Source organism: Actinomadura parmotrematis, from assembly GCF_019458805.1.
Taxonomy (GTDB): Bacteria; Actinomycetota; Actinomycetes; order Streptosporangiales; family Streptosporangiaceae; genus Spirillospora; species Spirillospora parmotrematis.
Window position 1 is genome coordinate 107,836 of record NZ_JAIBOA010000017.1, and the last position, 21,973, is coordinate 129,808.

The following is a 21,973-nucleotide window of genomic DNA, read 5'->3' on the forward strand; positions in this document are numbered from 1 at the left end:
GGGGGGTCGCGGGCGGGGCGGCCGGTGCGGGGGTGGTGTTTGACGGGAATGTCCTGATCGTGTAATCGTTTACACGGTCCTGATGTAAACGATTACATCGGCGGGTCCCGGACGGGGAGGTGCCATGGCGAGCGTGAAGGACGTCGCCCGCGCCGCGGGGGTGTCGGTCGCCACCGTGTCGCGGGTGCTGAACGACAGCGCCGCCGTCTCGGCGCCGGCCCGCGCGCGGGTCCTCGCCGCCGTCGCCGATCTCGGCTACCGGCCGAACGCCGTCGCCCGCTCGCTCCGCACCGACGCGACCCGCACCATCGGCCTGGTCATCGGCGACATCCTGAACCCGTTCTTCACCGAGCTCGCCCGTGCCGTGGAGGACGAGGCGCGCGCCGCGGGCTACTCGGTCGTCATCGGCAACGCCGACGAGCGGCCCGACCGCCAGGACCACTACGTCGCCACGCTGCTGGAGCAGCGCGTCGACGGCCTGCTGCTCTGCCCGACCGCCGAGATCACCCCGCTGGTGCGCGACATGGTCGAGCGCGGCGCCCCGCTGGTCTTCCTGGACCGCACGCTGCCCGGCCTGGACGTCCCGTCGGCGCGGGTCGACGGCACCGCCGCCGTCCACGACCTCGTCGCGCACCTGCACGGCCTCGGGCACCGCCGGCTCGCGTTCGTGTCCGGCCCGGCGACGCTGTCCACCGGCCGCGAGCGCACCGCGGCGTTCACCGCCGCGCTCGCCGCGCACGGCCTGCGCGTCCGCCCCGAGTACCTGGCGGCGGGCGACTTCCAGGCGGCGAGCGGACGCGCGGCCACCGCGCGGCTGCTGGCGCTGCCCGAACCCCCCGAAGTGATCGTCGCGGGGGACAACCTGATGGCCCTCGGCGCGCTGGACGAGATCCGCGCCCGGGGCCTCGCCGTCCCCGGGGACGTCGGCCTCGCGGCCTACGACGACGTCCCCTGGTTCGCCCACCTCAGCCCGCCCGTCACCGCCGTCGCCCAGCCCGTCCAGGACCTCGGCCGCCGCGCCGTGCGCGCCCTGGCGGACCGGATGGCGGGGCGGCCGGTGGAGCAGGTGGTGCTGGCGGCCCGGCTGGTGGTGCGCCGCTCGTGCGGCGAGGCCGCGCCCGGGCCGGCGCGCAAGGAAGGGAGCGGTCGCCCGTGAGCGACAGGAGAGTGACCGGCGAGATCCTGCGGGTCCGGGGCCTGCGCAAGGCCTTCCCCGGGGTCGTCGCGCTGGACGGGGTCGACTTCGACCTGCGGCCCGGCGAGGTGCACGTGCTGCTCGGCGAGAACGGCGCCGGCAAGAGCACGCTGATCAAGACGCTGTCGGGCGCGCACCGCCCCGACGCCGGGACGATCGAGGTGGACGGCGAGCCGGTGGAGATCCGCTCCGCCGAGGACGCCGCCCGGCTCGGCATCGCCACCATCTACCAGGAGTTCAACCTGGTGCCCGAGCTCACCGTCGCCGAGAACCTGTTCCTCGGCCGGCCGCCGCGCCGGTTCGGGCTGGTGGACCGGCGGCGGATGGACGCCGACGCGGCCGCCCTGCTGGAGCGGGTCGGCGTCGACGCCCGGCCGGGCCAGCGGATGGGCGACCTCGGCATCGCCCGCGCCCAGATGGTCGAGATCGCCCGCGCGCTGTCGCTGGACGCCCGCGTCCTGATCATGGACGAGCCGACGGCGGTCCTCACCACCGGCGAGGTCGACCGGCTCTTCGAGATCGTGGCGGGGCTGCGCGACCAGGGCGTCGCGGTCGTGTTCATCACCCACCACCTGGAGGAGATCCCCCGCATCGGGGACCGGGTCACGGTGCTGCGCGACGGCGCGTCGGTGGGGGAGGTGCCCGCCGGCACGCCCGAGGACGAGCTCGTCCGCCTCATGGTCGGCCGCTCCATCGAGCAGCAGTACCCGCGCGAGCGCACCGAGCCGGGCGACGTCCTGCTGGACGTCCGCGACCTCGGCCGCGCCGGCGTCTTCGACGGCGTCTCCTTCCAGGTGCGGGCGGGCGAGGTCGTCGGCCTCGCGGGCCTGGTCGGCGCGGGCCGCACCGAGGTCGCGCGGGCGGTGTTCGGCGCCGACCCCTACGACACCGGCACCGTCACCGTCGCCGGGACGCGGCTGCGCGGCGGGGACGTCGCCGCCGCGCTGGGCGCCGGGCTCGGCCTGGTCCCCGAGGACCGCAAGGGCCAGGGCCTCGTCCTCGGCGCCGACGTCCGCGAGAACCTCGGCCTGGTCACCCTCGGCCGCGCCACCCGCGCGGGCCTGGTCGACCGCAAGGGGCAGGAGGAGCGCGCCGCCGGCATGGCCGAGCGGCTGAACGTGCGGATGAGCGGCCTCCGGCAGGAGGCCGGGACGCTGTCGGGCGGCAACCAGCAGAAGGTCGTCATCGGCAAGTGGCTCCTCGCCGGCGCCCGGGTGCTCGTCCTGGACGAGCCGACGCGCGGCGTCGACGTCGGCGCCAAGGTCGAGATCTACCGGCTCGTCAACGACCTCACCGCCTCCGGGCACGCCGTCCTCATGATCTCCAGCGACCTCCCCGAGGTCCTCGGCATGAGCGACCGCGTCCTCGTGATGGCGCGGGGGCGCCTCGCCGGCGAGCTGGCCGCCGGCGAGGCCACGCAGGACTCGGTGATGGCCCTCGCCGTCACCGGCGGATCGGACGCGGTGAAGGGATCGTGATGTCCGCAGACACGCTGCGCGGGCAGCGCAGGGACGGGAACCGCAACCGGGAGCTCGCCTCCCGGCTGCTCGGGGAGAACGGCGCGCTCGTCGGCCTGGTCGTGCTGGTGGTCGTGCTGGCCCTGCTGTCGGCCGACTTCCTCACCGTGACGAACCTGCTGAACGTCGGCGTGCAGGCGGCGGTCACCGCCGTCCTCGCCTTCGGCGTCACCTTCGTCATCGTGACCGGCGGCATCGACCTGTCGGTCGGCGCCGTCGCCGCCCTGTCGGCCGTCGTCCTCGCCTGGACGGCCACCGACCACGGGCTGCCGTGGCCGCTCGCGCTGGTCCTGGCGGTCCTGGTCGGCCTCGCCGCCGGGCTCGTCAACGGCGCCCTCATCACCTACGGCAAGCTCCCGCCGTTCATCGCGACGCTGGCGATGCTCGGCGTCGCCCGCGGCCTCGCGCTCGTCGTGTCCGACGGGTCGCCGATCGCGCTGCCGGGCGCCGTCACCCACCTCGGCGACACGATCGGCGAGTACCTGCCGGTCCCGGTCATCGTCATGGTCGCGATGGGGCTGCTGACCGCGCTCGTGCTGAACCGCACCTACAGCGGCCGCGCCATGTTCGCCATCGGCGGCAACGAGGAGGCGGCGCGCCTGTCGGGCATCAAGGTGTCGCGGCAGAAGCTCGTCACCTACGGCCTGTCGGGCGCGTTCGCGGCCGTCGCGGGCATCGTCCTCGCCAGCCGCCTCGCCTCCGCGCAGCCGCAGGCCGCCAACGGCTACGAGCTGGACGCGATCGCCGCCGTCGTCATCGGCGGCGCGAGCCTGGCGGGCGGCAAGGGCAAGGCGTTCGGGACGCTGGTCGGCGCGCTCATCCTCGCGGTGCTGCGCAACGGCCTGAACCTGCTGTCGGTGTCGGCGTTCTGGCAGCAGGTCGTGATCGGCGTCGTCATCGCGCTCGCGGTGCTGCTGGACACCGTCCGGCGGCGCGGCGCCCGCGTCCGCCCGGCCGCGTTCTGGACGGGCGGCGCGGCCGTGCTCGCCGCGGTCGTGGCGATCGCCGTCGCCGTCGCGGCGACCGGCGGCCGCTCGGGCGGCTCGTCCGGCGGGGGAGCCGCGGGCGGCGTCAAGATCGGACTGTCGGTGTCGACGCTGAACAACCCGTTCTTCGTGGAGTTCCGCGACGGCGCGCAGGCCGAGGCCAAGAAGCTCGGCGTCGCGCTGACCGTCAGCGACGCCCAGAACGACGCCTCCCAGCAGGTCAACCAGGTGCAGAACTTCACCAGCGCCGGCGACGAGGCGATCATCATCAACCCGGTGGACTCCGACGCCGCCGCGCCCGCCGTGCAGGCCGCCAACCGCGCCGACATCCCTGTCGTCGCCGCCGACCGCACCGTCAACAAGGCCAAGGTGGCGCAGCTCGTCGCCTCCGACAACGTCGCGGGCGGCAAGGACGCGGCGCGGGCGCTGGCGAAGCAGCTCGGCGGCAAGGGCAAGATCGTCGTCATCCAGGGGCAGGCCGGCACGTCGGCGTCCCGCGAGCGCGGCCAGGGCTTCGAGCAGGGCCTCAAGGAGTTCCCGGGCATCCAGGTGCTCGCCCGCCAGCCCGCCGACTTCGACCGCACCAAGGGCCTGGACGTCATGACGAACCTGCTCCAGTCCCACCCCGACCTGCAAGGCGTGTTCGCCGAGAACGACGAGATGGCGCTCGGCGCCGTCAAGGCCCTCGGCGGCAAGGCCGGCACGCAGGTCAAGGTCGTCGGCTTCGACGGCACCCCGGAGGGGCTCGACGCGGTGAAGAAGGGCACGATGAACGCGACGGTCGCCCAGCAGCCCCGGCTGCTCGGCCAGATGGCGGTGCGGAGCGCCGTCAAGGCCGCCCAGGGCGGGACGCTTCCGGCGACCAGCGCGGTGCCGGTGAAGGTGGAGGAGCACCAGTGACGGACGGAGCCGGGCACGAGGTCGTCGTCGTGGGATCGGTCAACGCGGACCTGGTGGTCGGCGTGGACCGGCGCCCGGGACCGGGCGAGACGGTGCTCGGCTCCGACCTCGCCACCCACCCGGGCGGCAAGGGCGCCAACCAGGCCGTCGCCGCGGCCCGCCTCGGGGGCCGGACCGCGATCCTCGGCCGCATCGGCGACGACGGCCACGGGGAGCTGCTGCGCGCCGCGCTCGGCGCCGCCCGGGTGGACCTGGCGCACCTCCTCCTGACGCCCGGCCCGTCCGGCGTCGCGCTCATCACCGTCGACCCCGGCGGCGACAACAGCATCATCGTGTCGCCGGGCGCCAACGCCCACCTGACTCCCGAGGACGTCGCGAACGCCCGCGACCTGATCGCGGGCGCCGCGGTGGTGTCGTTCCAGCTCGAAGTGCCGCAGCCGGCCGTCCTCGCCGCCGCCCGCGCGGCGGCGGACGCGGGCGCGCGCGTCGTGCTGAACCTCTCGCCCGCCGCCGAGGTCCCCGCCGAGCTGCTCGCGCTCTGCGACCCGCTCGTCGTCAACGAGCACGAGGCCGCGTTCCTGCTGGGGGAGCGGGGCGAGCCGGAGGCGATGGCGCGGGCGCTGCTCGCGCGCGGCCCGCGCTCGGTCGTCGTCACCCTCGGCGCCGACGGCGCGCTCACGGCCGACGCGGCGGGCGTCACGGCCGTCCCGTCGCCGCGCGTCGAGGCCGTCGACACCACCGGCGCGGGCGACGCCTTCACCGCCGCGCTCTGCCTGCGCCTCGCCCGCGGCGACGGCCTGGCGGCGGCCGCCCGCCACGCCGCGCGCGTCGGCGCCGCCGCCGTCCGCAAGGCCGGCGCCCAGACCTCCTACCCCAAGGCGGGCGACGACCTGCCGTCCTGATCCCGGCCCGGCCGGTTCCGGCCGCGTGATCGGATCGCGACCCGCGCCCGGCAGGGTTGGCGATCATGAGTGCGGGCATGGTGCTGGCGGGCCGCTACCGCCTGGAGGCCCTGGTCGGCCGGGGCGGCATGGGGCAGGTGTGGCGGGCCCGCGACGAGCAGCTCGCCCGGCCCGTCGCGGTGAAGGTGATGGCCGTCCCGCCGGCCCTGGACGAGGCCGAGCGGGCGCGCCTGGAGGCCCGCTTCCGCCGCGAGGCGCAGGTGGCCGCGCGGCTCCAGCACCCGGGCATCGCCGTCGTCCACGACTTCGGCCGCCAGGCGCCCGGGGACGGCGGCGGCCTGTACCTGGTCATGGAGCTGCTGCCCGGCCGCGACCTGGCCCGCGTCCTCACCGACCACCCGGCCGGGCTGCCCTGGCGCCGCGCCGCCGCCATCGGCGCCCAGGTCGCCGACGCGCTGGACGCCGCGCACGCCGAGCGCGTCGTGCACCGCGACGTCAAGCCGTCCAACGTGGTCGTGGACGACCGCGACCGCGCCAAGCTGGTCGACTTCGGCATCGCCGGCTACGCCGACGCCCTGACCCGGCTGACCGGCGACCACATGCTCGGCACCCCCGCCTACATGGCGCCCGAGCAGTTCGACTCCGCCGACGTGGACGCCCGCGCCGACCTGTACTCCCTCGGCGTCCTGCTCTACACCGTCCTCGCGGGCGTGCGGCCGTTCGACGCCGGCTCCCTGCACCGCCTCGTCAAGGCCGTCCTGATGGACGAGGCCCGCCCGCTGCGCGAGCACCGCCCCGACGTCCCCGCCGGCCTGGAGCGGCTCGTCGCCGAGCTCATGGCCAAGGCGCCCGCCGACCGGCCCGACGGCGCCGCCGGTGTCGCCCGGCGCCTGACGGGCCTGCTCGCCGACCCGGGCGCCCTCACTCGGCCGGACCACGCGCGGACCGACCAGTCCGCCGCGCTGCGCGAGACCCGCGAGCGGATGGCCACGGCGGCGCGGCGGCTCCTGGACGAGCGCAGGCGGGCCGCCGGACAGCGCGCGGCGGAACGCAGAGCCGCCGACACGGTCACGGCCAAGATCGTCACGCCCAGGACCGCCACGGTCAAGACCGTCGAGCGGCCGGACGGAAAGGCGGCGGCCGAGTCCGGGTTCTTCGACAGGCCGGGGAACTGGGCGCTCGCGCTCGCCGGGATCGCGGCGGCCGCCGTGGTCCTCAACCCCGGCGGGAAGGTCATCGACCGCGGCGACTTCGCCGCCGTCCCCGCCTGCGCGCAGTTCCGGTCGGCGGGGCTCGCGGGGGCGACGCCCACCGGCTCGGCCGGGTCGTGCTCGTGGACCTACACGAGCGCCTCGGAGAGCTGGAGCGTCAGCCTGATGGCGGAGCGCCACGACCGCAGCCTGTGGCGGTCGGGGCCCAAGATGGCGCGCGCGAGGCTGGACGCGGTCCGCAAGGCCGCCGCAGCGCAGGCGCCCGCCTCCCTCACCGGCCTGGGCGACCAGGCGTTCTACACCGACAGCGCCGCGGGCAGGCTGAACGTGGACTTCCGTGTCAGCAACCTGGACGTGTTCATGTACTTCACCCGGACCAGGCCGAGCGGACTGGCGGCCCGCTGGCTCTGGGGTCGCGGCATCGCCGACGACGTCGCCGCGGGGTTGCAGGGCCGGGCCCTGACGCCGGGCTAGCCCGCCGCCGTGCCGCGCAGCGCCAGCAGGGCGTCGGCGACGTCGTAGACGTCGGCGCCGAGGTCGTAGGAGCTGAACAGGTACAGGTCGTCCCCGGTCTGGATCTCCAGCAGGCGCGTCCTGGAGGCGAGGCGGCGGCGCTCGTCCACCCGGACGGCGGTGATCTCCGGCCACGGGAGCCGCCGGTGCCCGATGTAGCCCGCGACGACGGTGACGCCCTCGCCGTCGGCGGCGACGCGGACCGGCGCGGCCAGGTCGCGGACCGCCAGCACCGCGAAGCCCGCCGCGACGACGCCCGCCAGCAGCGTCCCGCGCCCGTCGCCCACCAGCACGGCGAGGACGGCCGCCGCGACCGCGGCCGCGCACTTGAGGACGGTGTGGGCGGGCGGCACCCGCCAGCTCCGCGACGCCGCTGAACGCTCCTGCATCCCGCCAAGTTAGCGGGCCGCGGAGTAAGTCCGCCCCCACGGGTAGGTAAGGGACCGCCTGGGAAGGGGACGCCATGAAGTTCAAGGTCCGCGACCGCGTGTTCGGGATCGGCGACGACTACTGGATCGAGGACGAGGCCGGGCGGCGCGCCTTCCTCGTGGACGGCAAGGCGCTGCGGCTGCGGCAGACCTTCGAGCTGAAGGCCGCCGACGGGAGCGTCGCCGCCGTCGTCAAGAAGAAGGTGCTGTCGCTGCACAAGGCGATGGCCGTCGAGCGCGACGGCGAGCCGCTCGCCACCGTCCGCAAGAAGCACCTGTCGGTGCTGCGCGACCGCTTCAAGGTCGAGCTCGCCGACGGCGCCGAGTGGTCGGTGAAGGGCGACATCATCGACAAGGAGTACGAGGTCGACGGCCCGGACGGCCCGGTCGCCGCGATCTCCCGCAAGTGGTTCCGCATCCGCGACACCTACGCGGTGGAGGTCGCCGACGGCTACGACGTGCCGCTGGTGCTCGCCGTCGCGGTCGCCGTGGACGCGCTGAACGAGGAGAAGGACGAGGACGGCTGACCGCCGCCCCCGCCCCCTCGCTTCGTCAGCGCTCGTCGCGCGGCGCGAAGCGCGCCAGCACCAGCGCTTCCAGGACGCCGATCAGCGCGTAGACCGCCAGCGACGCCAGCGTCACCGCGACGACGCTCGCCCACAGGTCGTCGTACTTGAACGTGCTGCCGTCGGTCAGCATCGCGTAGCCGAGGCCCTTGCCGGTGGCGAGCCACTCGGCGAGCAGCGCCCCGATCAGCGAGCCGGGCGCGGCGATGCGCGCGGCGGCGAACAGCGCGGGCAGCGCGCTCGGCACCATGACCTTGCGCATCGTCGTCCAGGACGAGCCGCCGTAGGCGCGCACCAGGTCGGCGGCCTGCGGCGACGCCGACCGCAGCCCGAACGCGATCGTGACGAGCGCGGGGAAGAACACCACGATGCCGCTGATGACGGTGGTGGCCAGCAGGTCCCGCCCGAAGATGAGCGTGATGACCGGGGTCATCGCCACCAGCGGCACCGACCGCACGACCATCGCGATCGGCATGAACGACCGCTCGGCGGTCCGCCACAGCACGAACGCCATCGCGACCGCGACGGCGGCGGCGAGCCCGGCGACGAGGCCGAGCCCGGCGTCGCGCAGGGTGACGCCGAGGCCGTCCAGGACGTTGCCGAGGTTGTCGCCGGCCTTCTCGTCGGTGACGAGGTAGGCCCACACGTCCGCGGGGGTCTTGGCGACCAGGGTGTTGACGTCCAGCGCCTTCAGGAACGCCGTCCAGCCGGCGCCGGCGAGCACCAGCGACAGCAGGATCGACAGGAACGTGCTGCCCAGGCGCTTCACCGACGGGTTCACCGGCCGCCTCCGGGGGTTCCGGCCCGTGCCCACGGGGTGGCGAGGCGCCCGGCGAGCGCGATCAGCGCGTAGGCGGCGCCGGCGAGGGCGCCCGCGACGAGGGCGACGCCCCAGGTCCGCTCGACGTTGAGCTGCTGCTGCGCGACGATCATCGCCAGGCCGAGGCCGGCCGGCACCCGGCCCATGAACTCGCCGATGATGGCGCCGAGCACCGCCGCCGGAGCGGCGATTTTCAGGGCGGTGAAGGCGGCCGGCAGCGCGGCGGTGAGCCGCACCCGCCGCAGCAGCGCCCAGCGGCCGCCGCCGTAGGCGCGCACCACGTCCAGGCTGGCCTTGTCGGCGGCGCGCAGTCCCGCCAGCATCCCGATGAGCGTGGTGAACACCACCGACAGCGCCGACAGCGCCACCATCGGGGTGTCGCCGTCGAACACCACGGTGAGGATCGGGCCGACCGCGATGATCGGCAGGCAGTAGCTGGCGACGGCGAGCTGGGTGACGACGCGCTCCAGCGGCGGCACCAGGATCACCAGCAGCGCCATCGCCACCGCGACCGCGTTGCCCCACAGGAACCCGCGCAGCGCCTCGCTCGCCGTGCCGCGCACGTGCGGGCCGTAGAAGGCCCACCCGTCGTCCGCCAACTGCGAAACCACGCCTTGCGGCGTCGGGACGGCGTTGCCGCCGCCGAACACCGTGAGGGCGAGCAGCTCCCACGCCGCCAGCACGCCGACGACGCCGGCGAGGGGACTGACCCAGCCGGGCACCGCGGCGCGGCGGCCCGCGACCGCCGTCATGATCCGCCGCCCTCCTCCTGGCCGAACAGCATCTCCGACAGCCGGTCCTGCAGCGCGTGGAACTCCGGGGTGCGCAGCATCTCGGGGGTGCGCGGCCGGGGCAGGTCGATCTCGACGAGGGCGAGGATGCGGCCGGGCCGCGAGCTCATCACCGCGACGACGTCCGACAGGAACACCGCCTCGGCGATGCCGTGCGTGACCATCAGCGTGGTGGTGGCGCGCTCGGTCCAGATCCGCTGCAGCTCCAGGTTGAGGCGCTGGCGGGTGAGGTCGTCCAGCGCGCCGAACGGCTCGTCGAGCAGCAGCACCTTCGGCTCGACGACGAGGGACCGGGCGATCGCGACGCGCTGGCGCATGCCGCCCGACAGCTGCGCGGGCCGGGCCTTCTCGAAGCCGCCGAGCCCGACCAGCTCGATCAGCTCCTGGATCTGGCCGGGCGCCGGCTTGATCCCGGCGACCTCCAGCGGCAGCCGGATGTTGGCGGTGACCGACCGCCAGGGCAGCAGCGCCGCGTCCTGGAAGGCGATGCCGATGTGGTGGCCGCGGCGGGCGACCTCGGGCGACTCGCCGTGCAGCAGCGCCTGCCCGCCCGAGGGCTGCTCCAGCCCGGCGAGGATGCGCAGCACGGTCGACTTGCCGCAGCCCGAGGGGCCGAGCAGCGACAGGAACGAGCCCTGCGGCGTGCGCAGGTCGACGTTGTCGAGCGCGGTGATGGACTTGCGGCCGAGGCGGAACTCCTTGCGGAGCCCGGCGAGCCGGATGCCGTCGCCCGCGTCCTCGCCGAGGCCGGGGGCGGGGGCCGCCGCGGCGGTGCCGGTCGGCACGTCCGCGGCGGCCTCGTCCTGGGTCGAGGTGAGCTCAGACAAGGGAGGGGTCCTCCTTGTAGACCTCTTCGAGGATCGACAGGTCGAAGAGCTGCTCGGCGGAGATGTCGACGCCGGCGAACTTCAGCGTGCTGATGTTGGCCTGGACGAGCTCCGGCGTCATCGTGAAGATGCCGTTCTTCTTGGTGTCGGCCGTCAGGATGAGGGCGTTCTGGCTGGTGGACTCCAGCGTCTGCTCCTTCACCTCCAGGCCGAGGCCCTTGCCGTAGGTGTCCACGGCGAGCTCGGCGCCGGCGGCGGGGTCCTTCAGGCTGTCCTTCCAGCCCTTGATCTCGGCCCGCAGCATCGCCTTGATCTTGTCCCGGTTCTTCTCGATGGCCTCGGTGGTGACCAGGTAGGACTCGCCGACCAGCGGGTAGGAGTTGTCGGCGAGCAGCATCACGTGCGTGTCGAAGCCCTTCAGCTTCAGCACGTTCGGCTCGTTGGTGACGTAGCTCATCCAGCCGTCGACGGTGCCGGTGGTGAGCGGCAGCGGGTCGAACTGCACGGGCACCTTGGTGACCTGCTTGGGGTCGATCTTGGCGGCCTTGAGGAAGGCGTTCCAGACCGCCTCGTTGGTCGCCTGCACCCCGATCTTCTTGCCGATCATGTCCTGCGGGGTCTTGATCGGGTTCTTGGCCATCGAGGTGATGGCGAACGGGTTCTTCTGGTACTGGCTGCCGATGATCTTCAGGGGGGCGCCCTGCAGCACCGCGGCGCCGACCCGGTCGGGGGACGACAGGCCGGCGAACGCCTTGCCGGTCACCACGTCGGTCTCGGCGGGCGTCGCGTTCGGGCCGCCGGTGATGAGGTCGACCTTGCTGAAGCCCTCGGCCCTGTAGTGGCCGTTGGCGTCGGCCAGGTACTCGCCGGCGAACTCCACGTTCTTGATCCAGGCGAGCCGGATGCCGAGGCTGCCGTGCCCCGACCCGCCGCCCGCGCCCTTCGCGTCGTCGGAGTCGCCGCAGGCGGCGAGCAGCGGTGCGGCCATCACCAGGCCGGCGCCCTGCAGGCCGCGGCGGAGAAGGGTACGGCGGTCGAGCTGGCTCATCGTTCTCCTACTGGTCACGCGTGTCACGGGGGTGGTGCTGCCGTGAAAGTAGAAAGGGCGCGTTGCTGCCGTATGTGCGGTCTTTTTCGCGCTTGTTACGAAAGCCACACCGCCGGATCGTTCCGACGAACGGCCGCCGGGGCGCCCGGCACGTCTGTGGTTTCGTCCAAGGCGAACGGGGACGACCTGTGCGTAGCGGTCATGTACGGCGCTATGACGCATTCGGGTTCGGTAGCGTCATGGCATGCGACTCGGTGTGCTGGACGTGGGCTCGAACACGGTGCATCTCCTCGTGGTGGACGCGCACCCCGGCGCCCGCCCCCTCCCGGCGTTCTCCCACAAGACCGGCATGCAGCTCGCCGCCTACCTGGAGGGCGACCGGCTGTCGGACGAGGGGGAGCGCCGCCTCACCGCCTTCGTCGACGAGGCGCTGCAGGTCGCCGAGGACAAGGGCGTCGAGGACCTCGTCGCGTTCGCCACCTCCGCGGTGCGCGACGCGGTGAACGGCGAGGAGGTCCTCGCCCGCATCCGCGACCGCGCCGGCGTCGACATCGGCGTGCTGTCGGGCGCCGACGAGGCGCGGCTCACCTTCCTCGCGGTGCGCCGCTGGTTCGGCTGGTCGTCGGGCCGCCTGCTGGTGGTCGACATCGGCGGCGGCTCCCTGGAGATCGCCTCGGGCATCGACGAGGACCCCGACGTCGCCGTCTCGCTGCCGCTCGGCGCGAGCCGCCTCACCCGCGACTGGTTCGGCGCCGACCCGCCGCCCGCCGAGGAGGTCCGCAAGCTGCGCCGGCACGTGCGCGCCGAGATCGCCCGGCACGTCGGCGAGATCGCCCGCTACGGCGCCGCCGACCACGCCGTCTGCACGTCCAAGACCTTCAAGCAGCTCGCCCGGATCGCCGGCGCCGCGCCGTCGTCCGACGGGCCGTTCGTCCGCCGCGAGCTGCACCGCGGCGACATCGCCGACTGGGCCGAGAAGCTCGCCGCGATGGAGCCGGACGAGCGCGCCGCGCTGCCCGGGGTGTCGGAGCGGCGGGTGCCGCAGCTCCCGGCGGGCGCGATCGTCGCGGACGCGGCGATGGACCTGCTGGAGGTGCCGTGCCTGGAGGTCTGCCCCTGGGCGCTGCGCGAGGGCGTCATCCTGCGCCGGCTGGACGCCCTCGGCACCTGACGCCCCGGGACCGGCGGCCTCGGGTCAGCAGTTGGGGTGCGCGATGGTGCCCTCCTTCAGCGGGATGGCCTGGTCGTACTTGCCGTCGGGCTGCACGGCCCGCACCGTGGGGGTCCGGTAGTCGCCCTGCACGTAGCAGATCCACTTGCCGTTGCGGAACCAGCTCGGGTCCATGTCGTGCTCGCCGCCGCCGACCACTTTCCGCGGGCCGCCGCCGTCGGCGCTCGCGGTCCAGATGGTGCCCTTCGGGTACTTGCCGCGGGCGAACGCGATGGACTTGCCGTCGGGGGACCAGACGGGGTCCACGTCGGGCTGCTTGGTGTCGGTGAGCTTCTCCCACGGCTTCGCGGGGTCGCCGGCGTCCAGCGAGTAGATCTGCGAGGTGCCCGACCGCTCGCTCCAGAACGCGATCCGGTTCGCGGCCGACCACGACGGATCGTCCTTCTTGGCGCCGTCGCTGGTCAGCGCGGTCTTGCCGCTGCCGTCGGCGGAGCTCACCGTGTAGATCTGCGGGACGTCGCCGGCGTCCTTGGCGACGTAGGCGAGCTTGGAGCCGTCGGGCGACCAGGTGGCGCGCCCGCCGGCCATGACGTCCACGATCTTCTTGGCGCCGGTGCCGTCGATGTTCATCACGTAGAGCGAGCTGGAGCCGTTCACGCGCCGGGTGAAGGCGACCCGCTTGTCGTCCGGGGAGCGCTGGGGGAGCACGTCGCAGGGGCCCGCGGTGAGCGGCGAGGCCGTGTCGGCGCCGATCCGGAAGGTGCCCACCTTGGCGTGGCAGCTGCTCGGCCATCCCGACTCGGTGTCGACCCGCACCAGCAGCAGGGCCTCCTTGGGCAGCACGCCCGGCTTCTCCTGCGCGGCGGCGCCCTTCGCGTTCTTGTCCTTGTCGCCGTTCGCGGTGAGCGCGTAGGCGGCGGCGCCCCCGCCGATGACGAGGACGGCGACGGCGGCGCCGATCGGCAGCAGCAGCGAGCGGCGGCGCTCCTTGGGACGGTGGAGCGTGGGCGACGTCGCCATGTGCTCGGGCGGGCCGCTCAGCCGGGTCGGCGTGTAGCCGGGCTGCTGGAACTGCTGCTGCGGCTGGTACTGCTGCGGGACGTCGGCGGGCTGCGTCCGCGGATGCTCCTGCGGGCCCGTGGACGGCGGCGCGTACCCGCCCTGCCCGGAGTCGGCGCGCATCGTGGGCTCGTACGCGGGGGGCGGCGCCTGGCCCTGATCGGCGCGCATCGTCGGCTCGTAGGCCGGGGGCGGCGCCTGCCCCTGGTCCGCGCGCATGGTCGGCTCGTACGCGGGGGGCGGTCCCTGCGTGCCCTGCCCCTGCTGCGGGGACGGCCCCGCCGGGCCGGCGGGGGTGTCGGCGGCGGCGGTGGGCGGCGGTGTCCAGGACGCGCCGAGCGAGGTGTTCACCGCGGCCTCGCTGCCGCCGCCGACCAGGCGGAGCAGCAGGTCCTGCGCGGTCGGCCGGTGCGCGGGGTCCTTGGCGAGTGCGGCGCGCACGACGCCGGCGAGCGGCTCGGTGAGCGCGCCGAGCTCGGGCTCGCCGTGCAGCACCCGGCCCATCAGCATCTCGAACGAGCCGCGCCCGTAGGGGTTCTCGGCGTTGGCGGCGAACGCCACCAGGCAGCCCCAGGCGAAGATGTCCACCGCCGGGGTGATGCTGCGGCCGGTGACCTGCTCGGGCGCGATGTAGCCGGGCGTCCCGACGAGCTGCCCGGTGCGGGTGTGCGAGCTGGCCTCGTCGAGCGCCCGCGCGATGCCGAAGTCGATGACCCGCGGCCCCGAGATCGACAGCAGCACGTTGCTCGGCTTCAGGTCGCGGTGCACGAGCCCGGCCGCGTGGATGGCGACGAGCGCCGCGGCGACGCCGACCGCCACGCCGTGCAGCATGCCCGCCGACAGCCGCCCCTCCTCGGCGACGTGCTCCAGCAGCGACGGCCCGTCGATGTACTCGGTGACCATGTAGTCGAGCCCGGCGTCCTGGCCGTGGTCGAGGACCGCCGCGGTGCAGAACGAGGCGACGCGCTCGGCGTTGCGCGCCTCGTCGTGGAACCGGGCCAGGAACGCCCGGTCGCCCGCCAGCTCGGGCCGCACCACCTTGACCGCCACGCGCCGCCCGGCGCCGTCGCGGCCCAGGTAGACCGCGCCCATGCCGCCCTCGCCGATGCGGGCCTCCAGCCGGTAGGGGCCGACGGCCTCCGGGTCGGCGGGCTGCAGTTCGCGCATCGACGACGGGACGGGACGCGCCCCTTGGCCTTCCATCGCCCGTTCACCCCTCGATCGTGGGGACGCGCGTCGAGCCGCCCCGCATGCCTCCCACGATGGCAGAGCCAAGGCAGGTCGGGCCAGAGTCAAGCACGAGTCAACGGGCGGCCAAGAACGTTAGCCTCCGGGCAAAACAGCCGCGATGAACCTACTGCTCGCCTTTTCCGTCTCAATACCTTCGTACCCGGCGGGGCGACAGCGGGGGTGGACGTGCGCGGGGGCGGGTGCGGGAGGCGGGCGGGAGGCCGGCCGGCGGTGCTGCCGGCGACCCTCCTCGCCGGGGCGCTGGCGCTGGCCGGCTGCGCGTCGCCGCAGGTCAGGCGGACCGGGACGGTCGCGGAGGTGTCCGGCGTCCAGGCGGTCGGGGCACGCGCGGTGCCCGAGCTGGAGACCGTCACCCGCGACGTCCGCGACCCCGCCCGCAACGTCTTCACCGCCTACCCCGAGGTCCCCGGCGCGCGGCCACTGTCGGACGCGCTCGCCGCCGCCGAGGCGGCCGAGGTCGGCGCCTTCGAGCGGGAGACCGCCCGGCCGCCCGGACCGGGCGCCGGCGTCCCGGAGCTGAACGTCCGCTGGTCGCTGGTCGCCGCCGCGGGCGACGTCGCGGGGGTCCGGCTCGTCGCCGCCCGCGCGTCCGCCGCGGGCGTCCGCGAGACGCGCCGCACCCTCTGGTACGACGGCGCGGACGGGCGCGCGCACGCCTCCGCCGACCTGCTGGACGGGCCGCGCGGCGTCGCCGGGCTCGCCGCGCTGGTACGGGCGCGGGCTGGCGCGACGGCAGGCCCGTCGCGGATCGGCGCCGGCCCCGCCGCGTTCCCCTCGCTCGCCTTCACCGCCTCGGGCGCCCTCGCCGTCGAGCTCGCCGACCCCGCGCCCGGCGAGCGGCAAGCCCCCGTCCTTCTCGAACCGGCGTCCTACCGGCCGCTCCTGTCGGCGTTCGGGCGCCGCGCCCGCGACGCCGCGCTCACCCCGCACCCCCGCCTCACCCTCGCGCCCCTCCCGCCCGCCGCCCCGCAGACCGCCGTCACGCGGCCGGCCGCGCCGGCGGCGCGCACCGACTGCGCCCGCGCCAGGTGCGTGGCGCTCACCTTCGACGACGGGCCCGGCCCCCGCACCGCCGGCGTCCTGGACGCCCTGCGGGACGCGGGGGCGCGCGCCACCTTCTTCGTCGTCGGCGACAGCGCCGCCGTCCACCAGGACCTGCTGCGGCGCATCGCCGCCGGCGGCCACGAGATCGGCAACCTCACCGGGAGCCACCGCGACCTGTCGCGCCTCACCGCCGTCCAGGTCAACGGGGAGGTGCAGCCCACCCAGGACATCGTCCGCACCGTCGTCGGGCGCGCCCCGGTGCTGCTCCGCCCGCCCTACGCGGCGACCAACCCGACGGTGGCCGGGGTCGCCCGCTCGCTCGGCGTCCGCGAGGTGCTGTGGACGCTGGATTCCGGCGACCTCGCCGACGACGACGCGGCGTCGGTCGCGGCCCGCGTCGCGCGCGGCGTCCGCCCGGGGTCGGTGGTGCTGCTGCACGACACCCGCGCGTCGGCCGCCGGCGCGCTCCCGTCCCTGTTGCAGGCGCTGCGCGCCGCCGGATACACGTTCGTGACCGTCTCGGAACTGGGAGATCCGCCGCCGTCCGGATAATGGCGTCATGCCGGAAGATCTGCGGACCGTCGAATGGACCGGATCGGCCCTGCGGCTGCTCGACCAGACCGCGCTGCCCGACCGCGTCGCCTACCTGGACGCCGGCACCGTGGACGCGCTCGTCGACGCCGTCCGCCGGCTGGTCGTGCGCGGCGCGCCCGCCCTCGGCGTCGCGGGCGCCTTCGGCGTCGCGCTCGCCCTGCGGGAGGCCGGCGGGGACCGGGCCGCCTTCGAGGCGGGCGCCGCCCGCGTCCGCGCGGCCCGCCCGACCGCCGTCAACCTCGCCGCGGGCGTCGACCGGGTGCTGCCGCTCGCCGCCGAGGGCGAGGACGCCGTCGTCGCCGCCGCGCAGGCGCTGCTGGAGGAGGACGTGCGCGGCAACCGCGCGATCGGCGCGTTCGGCGCCGACTGGATCCTCGCCCGTACCGGCGACCGGCCGGTGCGCGTCCTCACCCACTGCAACGCCGGCGCGCTCGCGACCGCCGGCTGGGGCACCGCGCTCGGCGTCGTCCGCGAGCTGCACGCGCGCGCCCGGGTCGGCATGGTCTACGCCGACGAGACCCGGCCGCTGCTCCAGGGCTCGCGGCTCACCGCCTGGGAGCTCCAGCGGGCGGGGGTGCCGTTCCGCGTCCAGGCCGACTCCGCGGCGGCCGGCACGATCATGGGCGGGCTGGTGGACGTGGCCGTCATCGGCGCCGACCGGATCGCCGCCAACGGCGACACCGCCAACAAGGTCGGGTCGCTCGGTGTCGCGCTCGCCTGCGCCGCCGCCGGGATCCCGCTCGTCGTCGCCGCGCCCTGGAGCACCGTGGACCTCGCCACCCCCGGCGGCGACGGCATCCCGATCGAGCTGCGCGCCGAGGAGGAGCTGCTCGGCCCCGGCGTCGCGCCCGCCGGGGCGCGCGCCCACAACCCGGCGTTCGACGTGACGCCCGCCCGGCTGGTGTCGGCCTTGGTCACCGAGTCCGGTGTGCTGGAGGTCTCGGCGGGTACGACACCGGCACGCGCCCGCTGATCCCCCCCCGTCCCCGGCAGCGAGGAGACCGTCATGGGCCTGACCGTCGCGGTGACCGGACCGACCGGGGAGATCGGCACCGCCGTCGTCGGCGCCCTGGAGCGCGACCCGCGCGTGGACCGGATCGTCGGCATGGCCCGCCGCCCCTTCGACCCGGCCGCGCACGGCTGGCACCGGACCGAGTACCGGCGGGGCGACGTCCTGGACCGCGCGGCCGTGGACGGCCTCGTCGCGGGCGCCGACGTCGTCGTCCACCTCGCCTTCATGATCATGGGGTCGCGGGCCGAGGGCGAGCGCGTCAACCTGGCGGGCTCGCGCAACGTGTTCGCGGCCGCGCCGGGCCGCCTCGTCTACACCTCGTCGGTCGCCGCCTACGGCTACCACGCCGACAACCCCTCGCCGCTCACCGAGGACGTCCCGGCGCGCGGCTCGTCCGAGCACTACTACTCGGCGCAGAAGGCCGCCTGTGAGCGGCTCCTGCACGACGTCACCAAGGGCGCCGGCCGCCCGGTGTACGTGCTGCGGCCGAGCATCGTCGCCGGGCCCGACGCCACCATCCTGCTGCGGAACCTGCCCTGGGAGCCGGTCGCCGCGCGCACCCCCGAGCCGCTCCGCCGCCTGCTCGGCGCCGTCCCCGGCCTGAGACCGGTGCTGCCCGACCCCGGCACCCGCTTCCAGCTCGTCCACCACGACGACGTGGCCGCCGCGGTCGTCCTCGCCGCCCTCGGCGACGCCCCGCCCGGCGCCTACAACCTGGCGGGCGACGGCGACATCGGCATGGCCGACCTCGCCGCCGCCGTCGGCGCGCACGCCGTCCCGATCCCGGCCGAGCTGGTCGGCCTCACCGCCGAGCTGATCGATTTCCTGCCCTACCTGCCGGCCAAGCTGGAGTGGATCCACGCGGCCCGCCACCCCATGCTGATGGACACCGGCAAGGCCCGCCGCGACCTCGGCTGGACGCCCCGCCACACCGCCGCCGCCACCCTCGCCGCGATGGCCGCGGCCCACCGCGCCGGGTAGCGGGACCGCCGCCCCTCACGATCCGTTCATCGAATTCCAGGGTTCCTCTCAACGGGTTCTCAGCCGGGGCCACCACGCTGACCAGGCATGACGACCCCATCCCACCGGCCGGTGTTCATCATCGGCTGCCCCCGCTCGGGCACCACCCTGCTCCAGCAGATGCTCCACCTCGGCCCCCGCATCGCGCTCCCCGCCGAGACCCGCATCGTGCACACCGCCTACCGCGACCGCCGCGAGTTCGGCGACCTGACCGACCCCGCCAACCGCCGCGCGCTCGCCGGGTGGATCACCGGCCGCAAGGACACCAAGTTCGCCGCGCTCGGCCTGGACGCCCGGAGCGTCGCCGAGGAGATCGTCGCCGCGCCGCCCACCCTCGGCTCGGCGCTCGCCACGGTGTTCCGCGCCTACGCCCGCGAGAACGGCAAGCCGCGGTGGGGCGACAAGCGGCCGTCCTACTTCCGCATGGTGCCGATGCTGCTGCGGCTGTTCCCCGACGCCCAGTTCGTCCACCTGGTCCGCGACGGCCGCGACGCGGCGAGCTCGCTGCGCCAGATGCCCTGGTACAAGGGCGACATCTACTCGGCGCTGCTGACCTGGCGCGAGGCGGTCGACCGCGGCCGGCAGCTCGCCGCGCGGCTGCCGCCCGACGCCTACCACCAGCTCCGCTACGAGGACCTCGCCGCCGATCCCGAGGCCGCCCTCCGCCCCCTCTGCGCGTTCCTCGGCGAGGAGTACGCCCCGGCGATGGCCGAGCCGCACCACCTCGCCCGGCGCACCGTCCCGGCCGAGCGCCGCTGGCACCACCGCACGCTGGAGGCCGTGGACACCAAGGTCGTCGGCGCCTGGCAGGACCGCCTGCGCGACTGGGAGGTCGAGCTCGCCGAGCACGTCTTCGGCCCCCGCCTGGCGGAGCTCGGCTACGCCCCCTCGGGCGCGGGCCGCCCCCCGTCGCTGCACCTGACCCGCTTCCGCCAGATCGCCGCCGTCCGCTGGCGCCGCCGGCACGAGCAGGAGGCCGCCGAACGCTACCGCCGCCTCCGCGAACCGAACCCCGTCGTCTCCCTCCTGACGGGCCCCGCCACCTGACGCGCTCCGCCCCCGGACGGCCGCGGCCCCGGCCGTCCGCGCGTTAGAGCAGGACCGCGGCGCGCAGCCGCTTCAACGACCGCCGCGAGGCTGGCTCCGCGACCTGAACGGCACGCCCACCCGGCGGGTTCCTGCGGATGTAGGCGGGGAACGCCCGTCCCTTGGCGCGGACGTCGACCGGCTCGAAGACCGCCGGATCCAGCCCTTCCAGGCCAGTCTGCACAATGTCGTCGTAGATCCGCCGAGAGACGATCAGCGCCAGGTCGGCGCCGCCGCGGGCGAGCTCGTCCCGCAACACCTGCGCGTCGAGGAGCCGGGCCGCCACGATCGGCGCGCTGCCGACCGGCCCGAAGGGACCGTCCATCAGCGTGCCGTGATGGAGCGCGAACCGCACCCGCAGCCGGGGCGTGCGCTGCGCGTTCACGTCGGCGAGCGCCCGCTCCAGCTCCCGCGGAAAGGCGCCGACCAGGCGCAGCACATCGGTGTCCGACGGCAGGAACGCCAGCTCACCGTCTCCGGCGACCTGCCGCACCCACTGGGTGCGTTCGAGGCCGGCTCCCGTCGCGGCCTCGTCCAGCGCCCTGGCGAGGTCCCGCTGGACCTCGGCCTGGTCGGCGGCGCACAGCGGGCTGAACCCCGCGACGTCGACACCGACGACGAACCGGAAGCTGAGCCGCCCGTGGGAGAGCCCGGGCGGCGCCCCGGCCGGTGGCGCCATCATGGCGCTGTCCGTAACGGGGTCTCGGGTGGACCGGTTTTCATGCGCACACGCCTTCCGCACCTCTCAGTGCCCCACACTCCGAGAATGCGGGAAAAGCAAGGTGCCGCGCAAGCTTGCATGTAAGCTAGCTCGTACTTACTCGCAGTTGCTTGCGTGCAGTGTGGCGCGCAAGTCGTCAGAGGAGGGGTCATGCCCGCCGGTCGACGGCCGCCCTCTGTTCGCATGCAGCGGCTCGGCATCGAGCTGCGGAATCTGCGCGAGCGAGTGGGCGCGACCCTGGACGAGATCGCTGGGGAGTTCGGGTGGTCGGCGGCCAAGCTGTCGCGCATCGAGCAGGCGCGTTCGGCGGTGACGGCCGGTGACCTGGAACGGCTGCTGGAGCACTACCGGGTGGCCGGGGAGCATCGGGACCGCCTCAGGGAGCTCGGTGATTCCGGGTCGCGGCGGAACTGGTGGGACGCCTATGACCGCCGTACCGTCTCCGCCGCCTTGGCCACCTACATCGACTTCGAATCCGAGGCCGTGGAGATCCGCGCCTACCGGCTCTCCCTGGTGCACGGTCTCCTCCAGACGCCCCGGTACATGCGGGCGGTCATGGAGGGTTCGGCCGAGCACCTCACGCCCGGCGAGATCGAGCGGCGCATCGAGGTGCGCCGCAGGCGTCAGGAGAGGCTGACCGCGTCCCCTGCCCTGCAACTGCGGGTCGTCTGCGAGGAAGGAGTGCTGCGCAGGAGCATCGGCGGCCCCGATGTCATGAACGAGCAGCTCCGGCATCTGGTCGCGCAGAGCGCGCTGCCCAACGTCCGGCTGCAGGTCATTCCCTTCGACGCGCCTCTCCTACCCGGAGGGGCCGTCTCCTTCAACCTGTTGCGCTTCCCCGACACCCTCCTTCCCGAGCTGCTCTATGTCGAGATTCCGGGGGGCAGCATCTTCCGGAACGATGAGCGGAGCGTCTACGAGTACGCGACCTCGTTCGAAGGAGTGGGCCGGGCGGCGCTCTCTTCCGATGAGTCGCGGGAGTTCATCTCAGCGCTCATCGCCGAGATGTGAAAGCGACGCATTGAAAGATCATGTTTCCGGGGCCGTACTGGCCTGGCGCAAGAGCACGCGCAGCTTCTCCTCCGACGACTGCGTCGAGGTGGCCCCGCTGCCGTCCGCCGCCGTGCTGGCGCGCGACTCCAAGGACGCCGCCGGGGGCGCCGTCCTGTTCGACCGGGCCGGGTGGCGGGCGCTCCTCACTCGTGTGAAGGAGGGGGAGTTGGACTTGCCCGGCCGCTGACGCGGTGGCGCCGCACGGCCGTCGTTCCGGGGATTTCCGGGGCGGCGGCCGTGCGGCGTTTCGGGGGTGGG

The 21,973-nt window shown here is 74.8% G+C and carries 20 protein-coding genes; 13 read left to right on the plus strand and 7 right to left on the minus strand.

Annotation, left to right across the window (positions count from 1 at the left end):
• The first annotated feature begins 124 nt into the window (after positions 1–124).
• The 5 genes from K1Y72_RS24910 (at position 125) to K1Y72_RS24930 (ending at position 7,185) form a co-directional block, all read left to right on the plus strand.
• On the plus strand, positions 125–1,156 hold the full coding sequence (locus K1Y72_RS24910; RefSeq protein ID WP_220168878.1) for a LacI family DNA-binding transcriptional regulator: 1,032 nt from the start codon (positions 125–127) through the stop codon (positions 1,154–1,156).
• Positions 1,153–2,673, plus strand: a complete 1,521-nt coding sequence (locus tag K1Y72_RS24915) for a sugar ABC transporter ATP-binding protein (protein WP_308287215.1) — start codon at positions 1,153–1,155, stop codon at positions 2,671–2,673. The genes K1Y72_RS24910 and K1Y72_RS24915 overlap by 4 nt, the downstream gene beginning before the upstream one ends.
• Positions 2,673–4,598 (plus strand): ABC transporter permease/substrate-binding protein, encoded by a 1,926-nt coding sequence (locus K1Y72_RS24920; RefSeq protein WP_220168879.1) that lies wholly within the window; start codon positions 2,673–2,675, stop codon positions 4,596–4,598. Before K1Y72_RS24915 ends, K1Y72_RS24920 begins: the two co-directional genes overlap by 1 nt.
• A complete protein-coding gene (locus K1Y72_RS24925; protein ID WP_220168880.1) occupies positions 4,595–5,500 on the plus strand; it encodes a ribokinase in 906 nt (301 codons plus the stop codon). The genes K1Y72_RS24920 and K1Y72_RS24925 overlap by 4 nt, the downstream gene beginning before the upstream one ends.
• A 65-nt stretch (positions 5,501–5,565) precedes the next feature.
• Positions 5,566–7,185 (plus strand): serine/threonine-protein kinase, encoded by a 1,620-nt coding sequence (locus tag K1Y72_RS24930; RefSeq protein ID WP_220168881.1) that lies wholly within the window; start codon positions 5,566–5,568, stop codon positions 7,183–7,185.
• Here the strand turns inward: K1Y72_RS24930 and K1Y72_RS24935 are convergent.
• Positions 7,182–7,613 (minus strand): PH domain-containing protein, encoded by a 432-nt coding sequence (locus K1Y72_RS24935; RefSeq protein WP_220168882.1) that lies wholly within the window; start codon positions 7,611–7,613, stop codon positions 7,182–7,184. The two genes, K1Y72_RS24930 and K1Y72_RS24935, sit on opposite strands and share 4 nt — an antisense overlap.
• Positions 7,614–7,687: 74 nt before the next feature.
• Here K1Y72_RS24935 and K1Y72_RS24940 point away from each other — a divergent pair, with 74 nt between their 5' ends.
• Positions 7,688–8,179 (plus strand): LURP-one-related/scramblase family protein, encoded by a 492-nt coding sequence (locus K1Y72_RS24940; protein WP_220168883.1) that lies wholly within the window; start codon positions 7,688–7,690, stop codon positions 8,177–8,179.
• A gap of 25 nt (positions 8,180–8,204) precedes the next feature.
• Here the strand turns inward: K1Y72_RS24940 and K1Y72_RS24945 are convergent, their stop codons facing one another.
• The 4 genes from K1Y72_RS24945 to K1Y72_RS24960 are packed head-to-tail and all read right to left on the minus strand — an operon-like array spanning position 8,205 to position 11,704.
• Positions 8,205–8,999: an ABC transporter permease gene (locus tag K1Y72_RS24945; protein WP_220168884.1), complete on the minus strand. Its 795-nt coding sequence runs from the start codon at positions 8,997–8,999 to the stop codon at positions 8,205–8,207.
• Positions 8,996–9,790: an ABC transporter permease gene (locus K1Y72_RS24950; protein WP_220168885.1), complete on the minus strand. Its 795-nt coding sequence runs from the start codon at positions 9,788–9,790 to the stop codon at positions 8,996–8,998. The genes K1Y72_RS24945 and K1Y72_RS24950 overlap by 4 nt, the downstream gene beginning before the upstream one ends.
• A complete protein-coding gene (locus K1Y72_RS24955; RefSeq protein WP_258573625.1) occupies positions 9,787–10,656 on the minus strand; it encodes an ABC transporter ATP-binding protein in 870 nt (289 codons plus the stop codon). The genes K1Y72_RS24950 and K1Y72_RS24955 overlap by 4 nt, the downstream gene beginning before the upstream one ends.
• Positions 10,649–11,704 carry an ABC transporter substrate-binding protein gene (locus K1Y72_RS24960; RefSeq protein ID WP_220168886.1) on the minus strand — a complete coding sequence of 352 codons (1,056 nt, stop codon included), beginning with the start codon at positions 11,702–11,704 and terminating at the stop codon, positions 10,649–10,651. The genes K1Y72_RS24955 and K1Y72_RS24960 overlap by 8 nt, the downstream gene beginning before the upstream one ends.
• Positions 11,705–11,948: 244 nt before the next feature.
• Here K1Y72_RS24960 and K1Y72_RS24965 point away from each other — a divergent pair, with 244 nt between their 5' ends.
• Positions 11,949–12,875 (plus strand): Ppx/GppA phosphatase family protein, encoded by a 927-nt coding sequence (locus K1Y72_RS24965; protein ID WP_220168887.1) that lies wholly within the window; start codon positions 11,949–11,951, stop codon positions 12,873–12,875.
• Between the two features lie 24 nt (positions 12,876–12,899).
• On the opposite strand, the gene K1Y72_RS24970 is transcribed toward K1Y72_RS24965, so the two are convergent.
• Positions 12,900–15,101: a protein kinase domain-containing protein gene (locus tag K1Y72_RS24970; RefSeq protein WP_220168888.1), complete on the minus strand. Its 2,202-nt coding sequence runs from the start codon at positions 15,099–15,101 to the stop codon at positions 12,900–12,902.
• A 294-nt stretch (positions 15,102–15,395) separates the two neighbouring features.
• On the opposite strand from K1Y72_RS24970, the gene K1Y72_RS24975 reads away from it, so the two are divergent.
• The 4 genes from K1Y72_RS24975 (at position 15,396) to K1Y72_RS24990 (ending at position 19,902) form a co-directional block, all read left to right on the plus strand.
• Entirely contained in the window at positions 15,396–16,781 is a 1,386-nt protein-coding gene (locus K1Y72_RS24975) for a polysaccharide deacetylase family protein (RefSeq protein ID WP_220168889.1), read from the plus strand.
• 7 nt (positions 16,782–16,788) lie between these two features.
• Positions 16,789–17,796, plus strand: coding sequence for an S-methyl-5-thioribose-1-phosphate isomerase (mtnA, locus tag K1Y72_RS24980; RefSeq protein WP_220168890.1), 1,008 nt, complete (start codon positions 16,789–16,791; stop codon positions 17,794–17,796).
• 33 nt (positions 17,797–17,829) lie between these two features.
• Positions 17,830–18,816, plus strand: coding sequence for an NAD-dependent epimerase/dehydratase family protein (locus K1Y72_RS24985; RefSeq protein ID WP_220168891.1), 987 nt, complete (start codon positions 17,830–17,832; stop codon positions 18,814–18,816).
• 87 nt (positions 18,817–18,903) lie between these two features.
• Positions 18,904–19,902 carry a sulfotransferase family protein gene (locus K1Y72_RS24990; protein ID WP_220168892.1) on the plus strand — a complete coding sequence of 333 codons (999 nt, stop codon included), beginning with the start codon at positions 18,904–18,906 and terminating at the stop codon, positions 19,900–19,902.
• 43 nt (positions 19,903–19,945) lie between these two features.
• On the opposite strand, the gene K1Y72_RS24995 is transcribed toward K1Y72_RS24990, so the two are convergent.
• Positions 19,946–20,623 (minus strand): nucleotidyl cyclase domain-containing protein, encoded by a 678-nt coding sequence (locus K1Y72_RS24995; RefSeq protein WP_220168893.1) that lies wholly within the window; start codon positions 20,621–20,623, stop codon positions 19,946–19,948.
• 222 nt (positions 20,624–20,845) lie between these two features.
• Here K1Y72_RS24995 and K1Y72_RS25000 point away from each other — a divergent pair, with 222 nt between their 5' ends.
• Both K1Y72_RS25000 and K1Y72_RS25005 read left to right on the plus strand, forming a co-directional pair.
• Positions 20,846–21,673, plus strand: a complete 828-nt coding sequence (locus K1Y72_RS25000) for a helix-turn-helix domain-containing protein (RefSeq protein WP_220168894.1) — start codon at positions 20,846–20,848, stop codon at positions 21,671–21,673.
• Between the two features lie 10 nt (positions 21,674–21,683).
• The gene (locus K1Y72_RS25005) at positions 21,684–21,902 is read left to right on the plus strand and encodes a DUF397 domain-containing protein (RefSeq protein WP_258573626.1); all 219 of its coding nucleotides are present in this window, start codon (positions 21,684–21,686) and stop codon (positions 21,900–21,902) included.
• Positions 21,903–21,973: the final 71 nt, after the last annotated feature.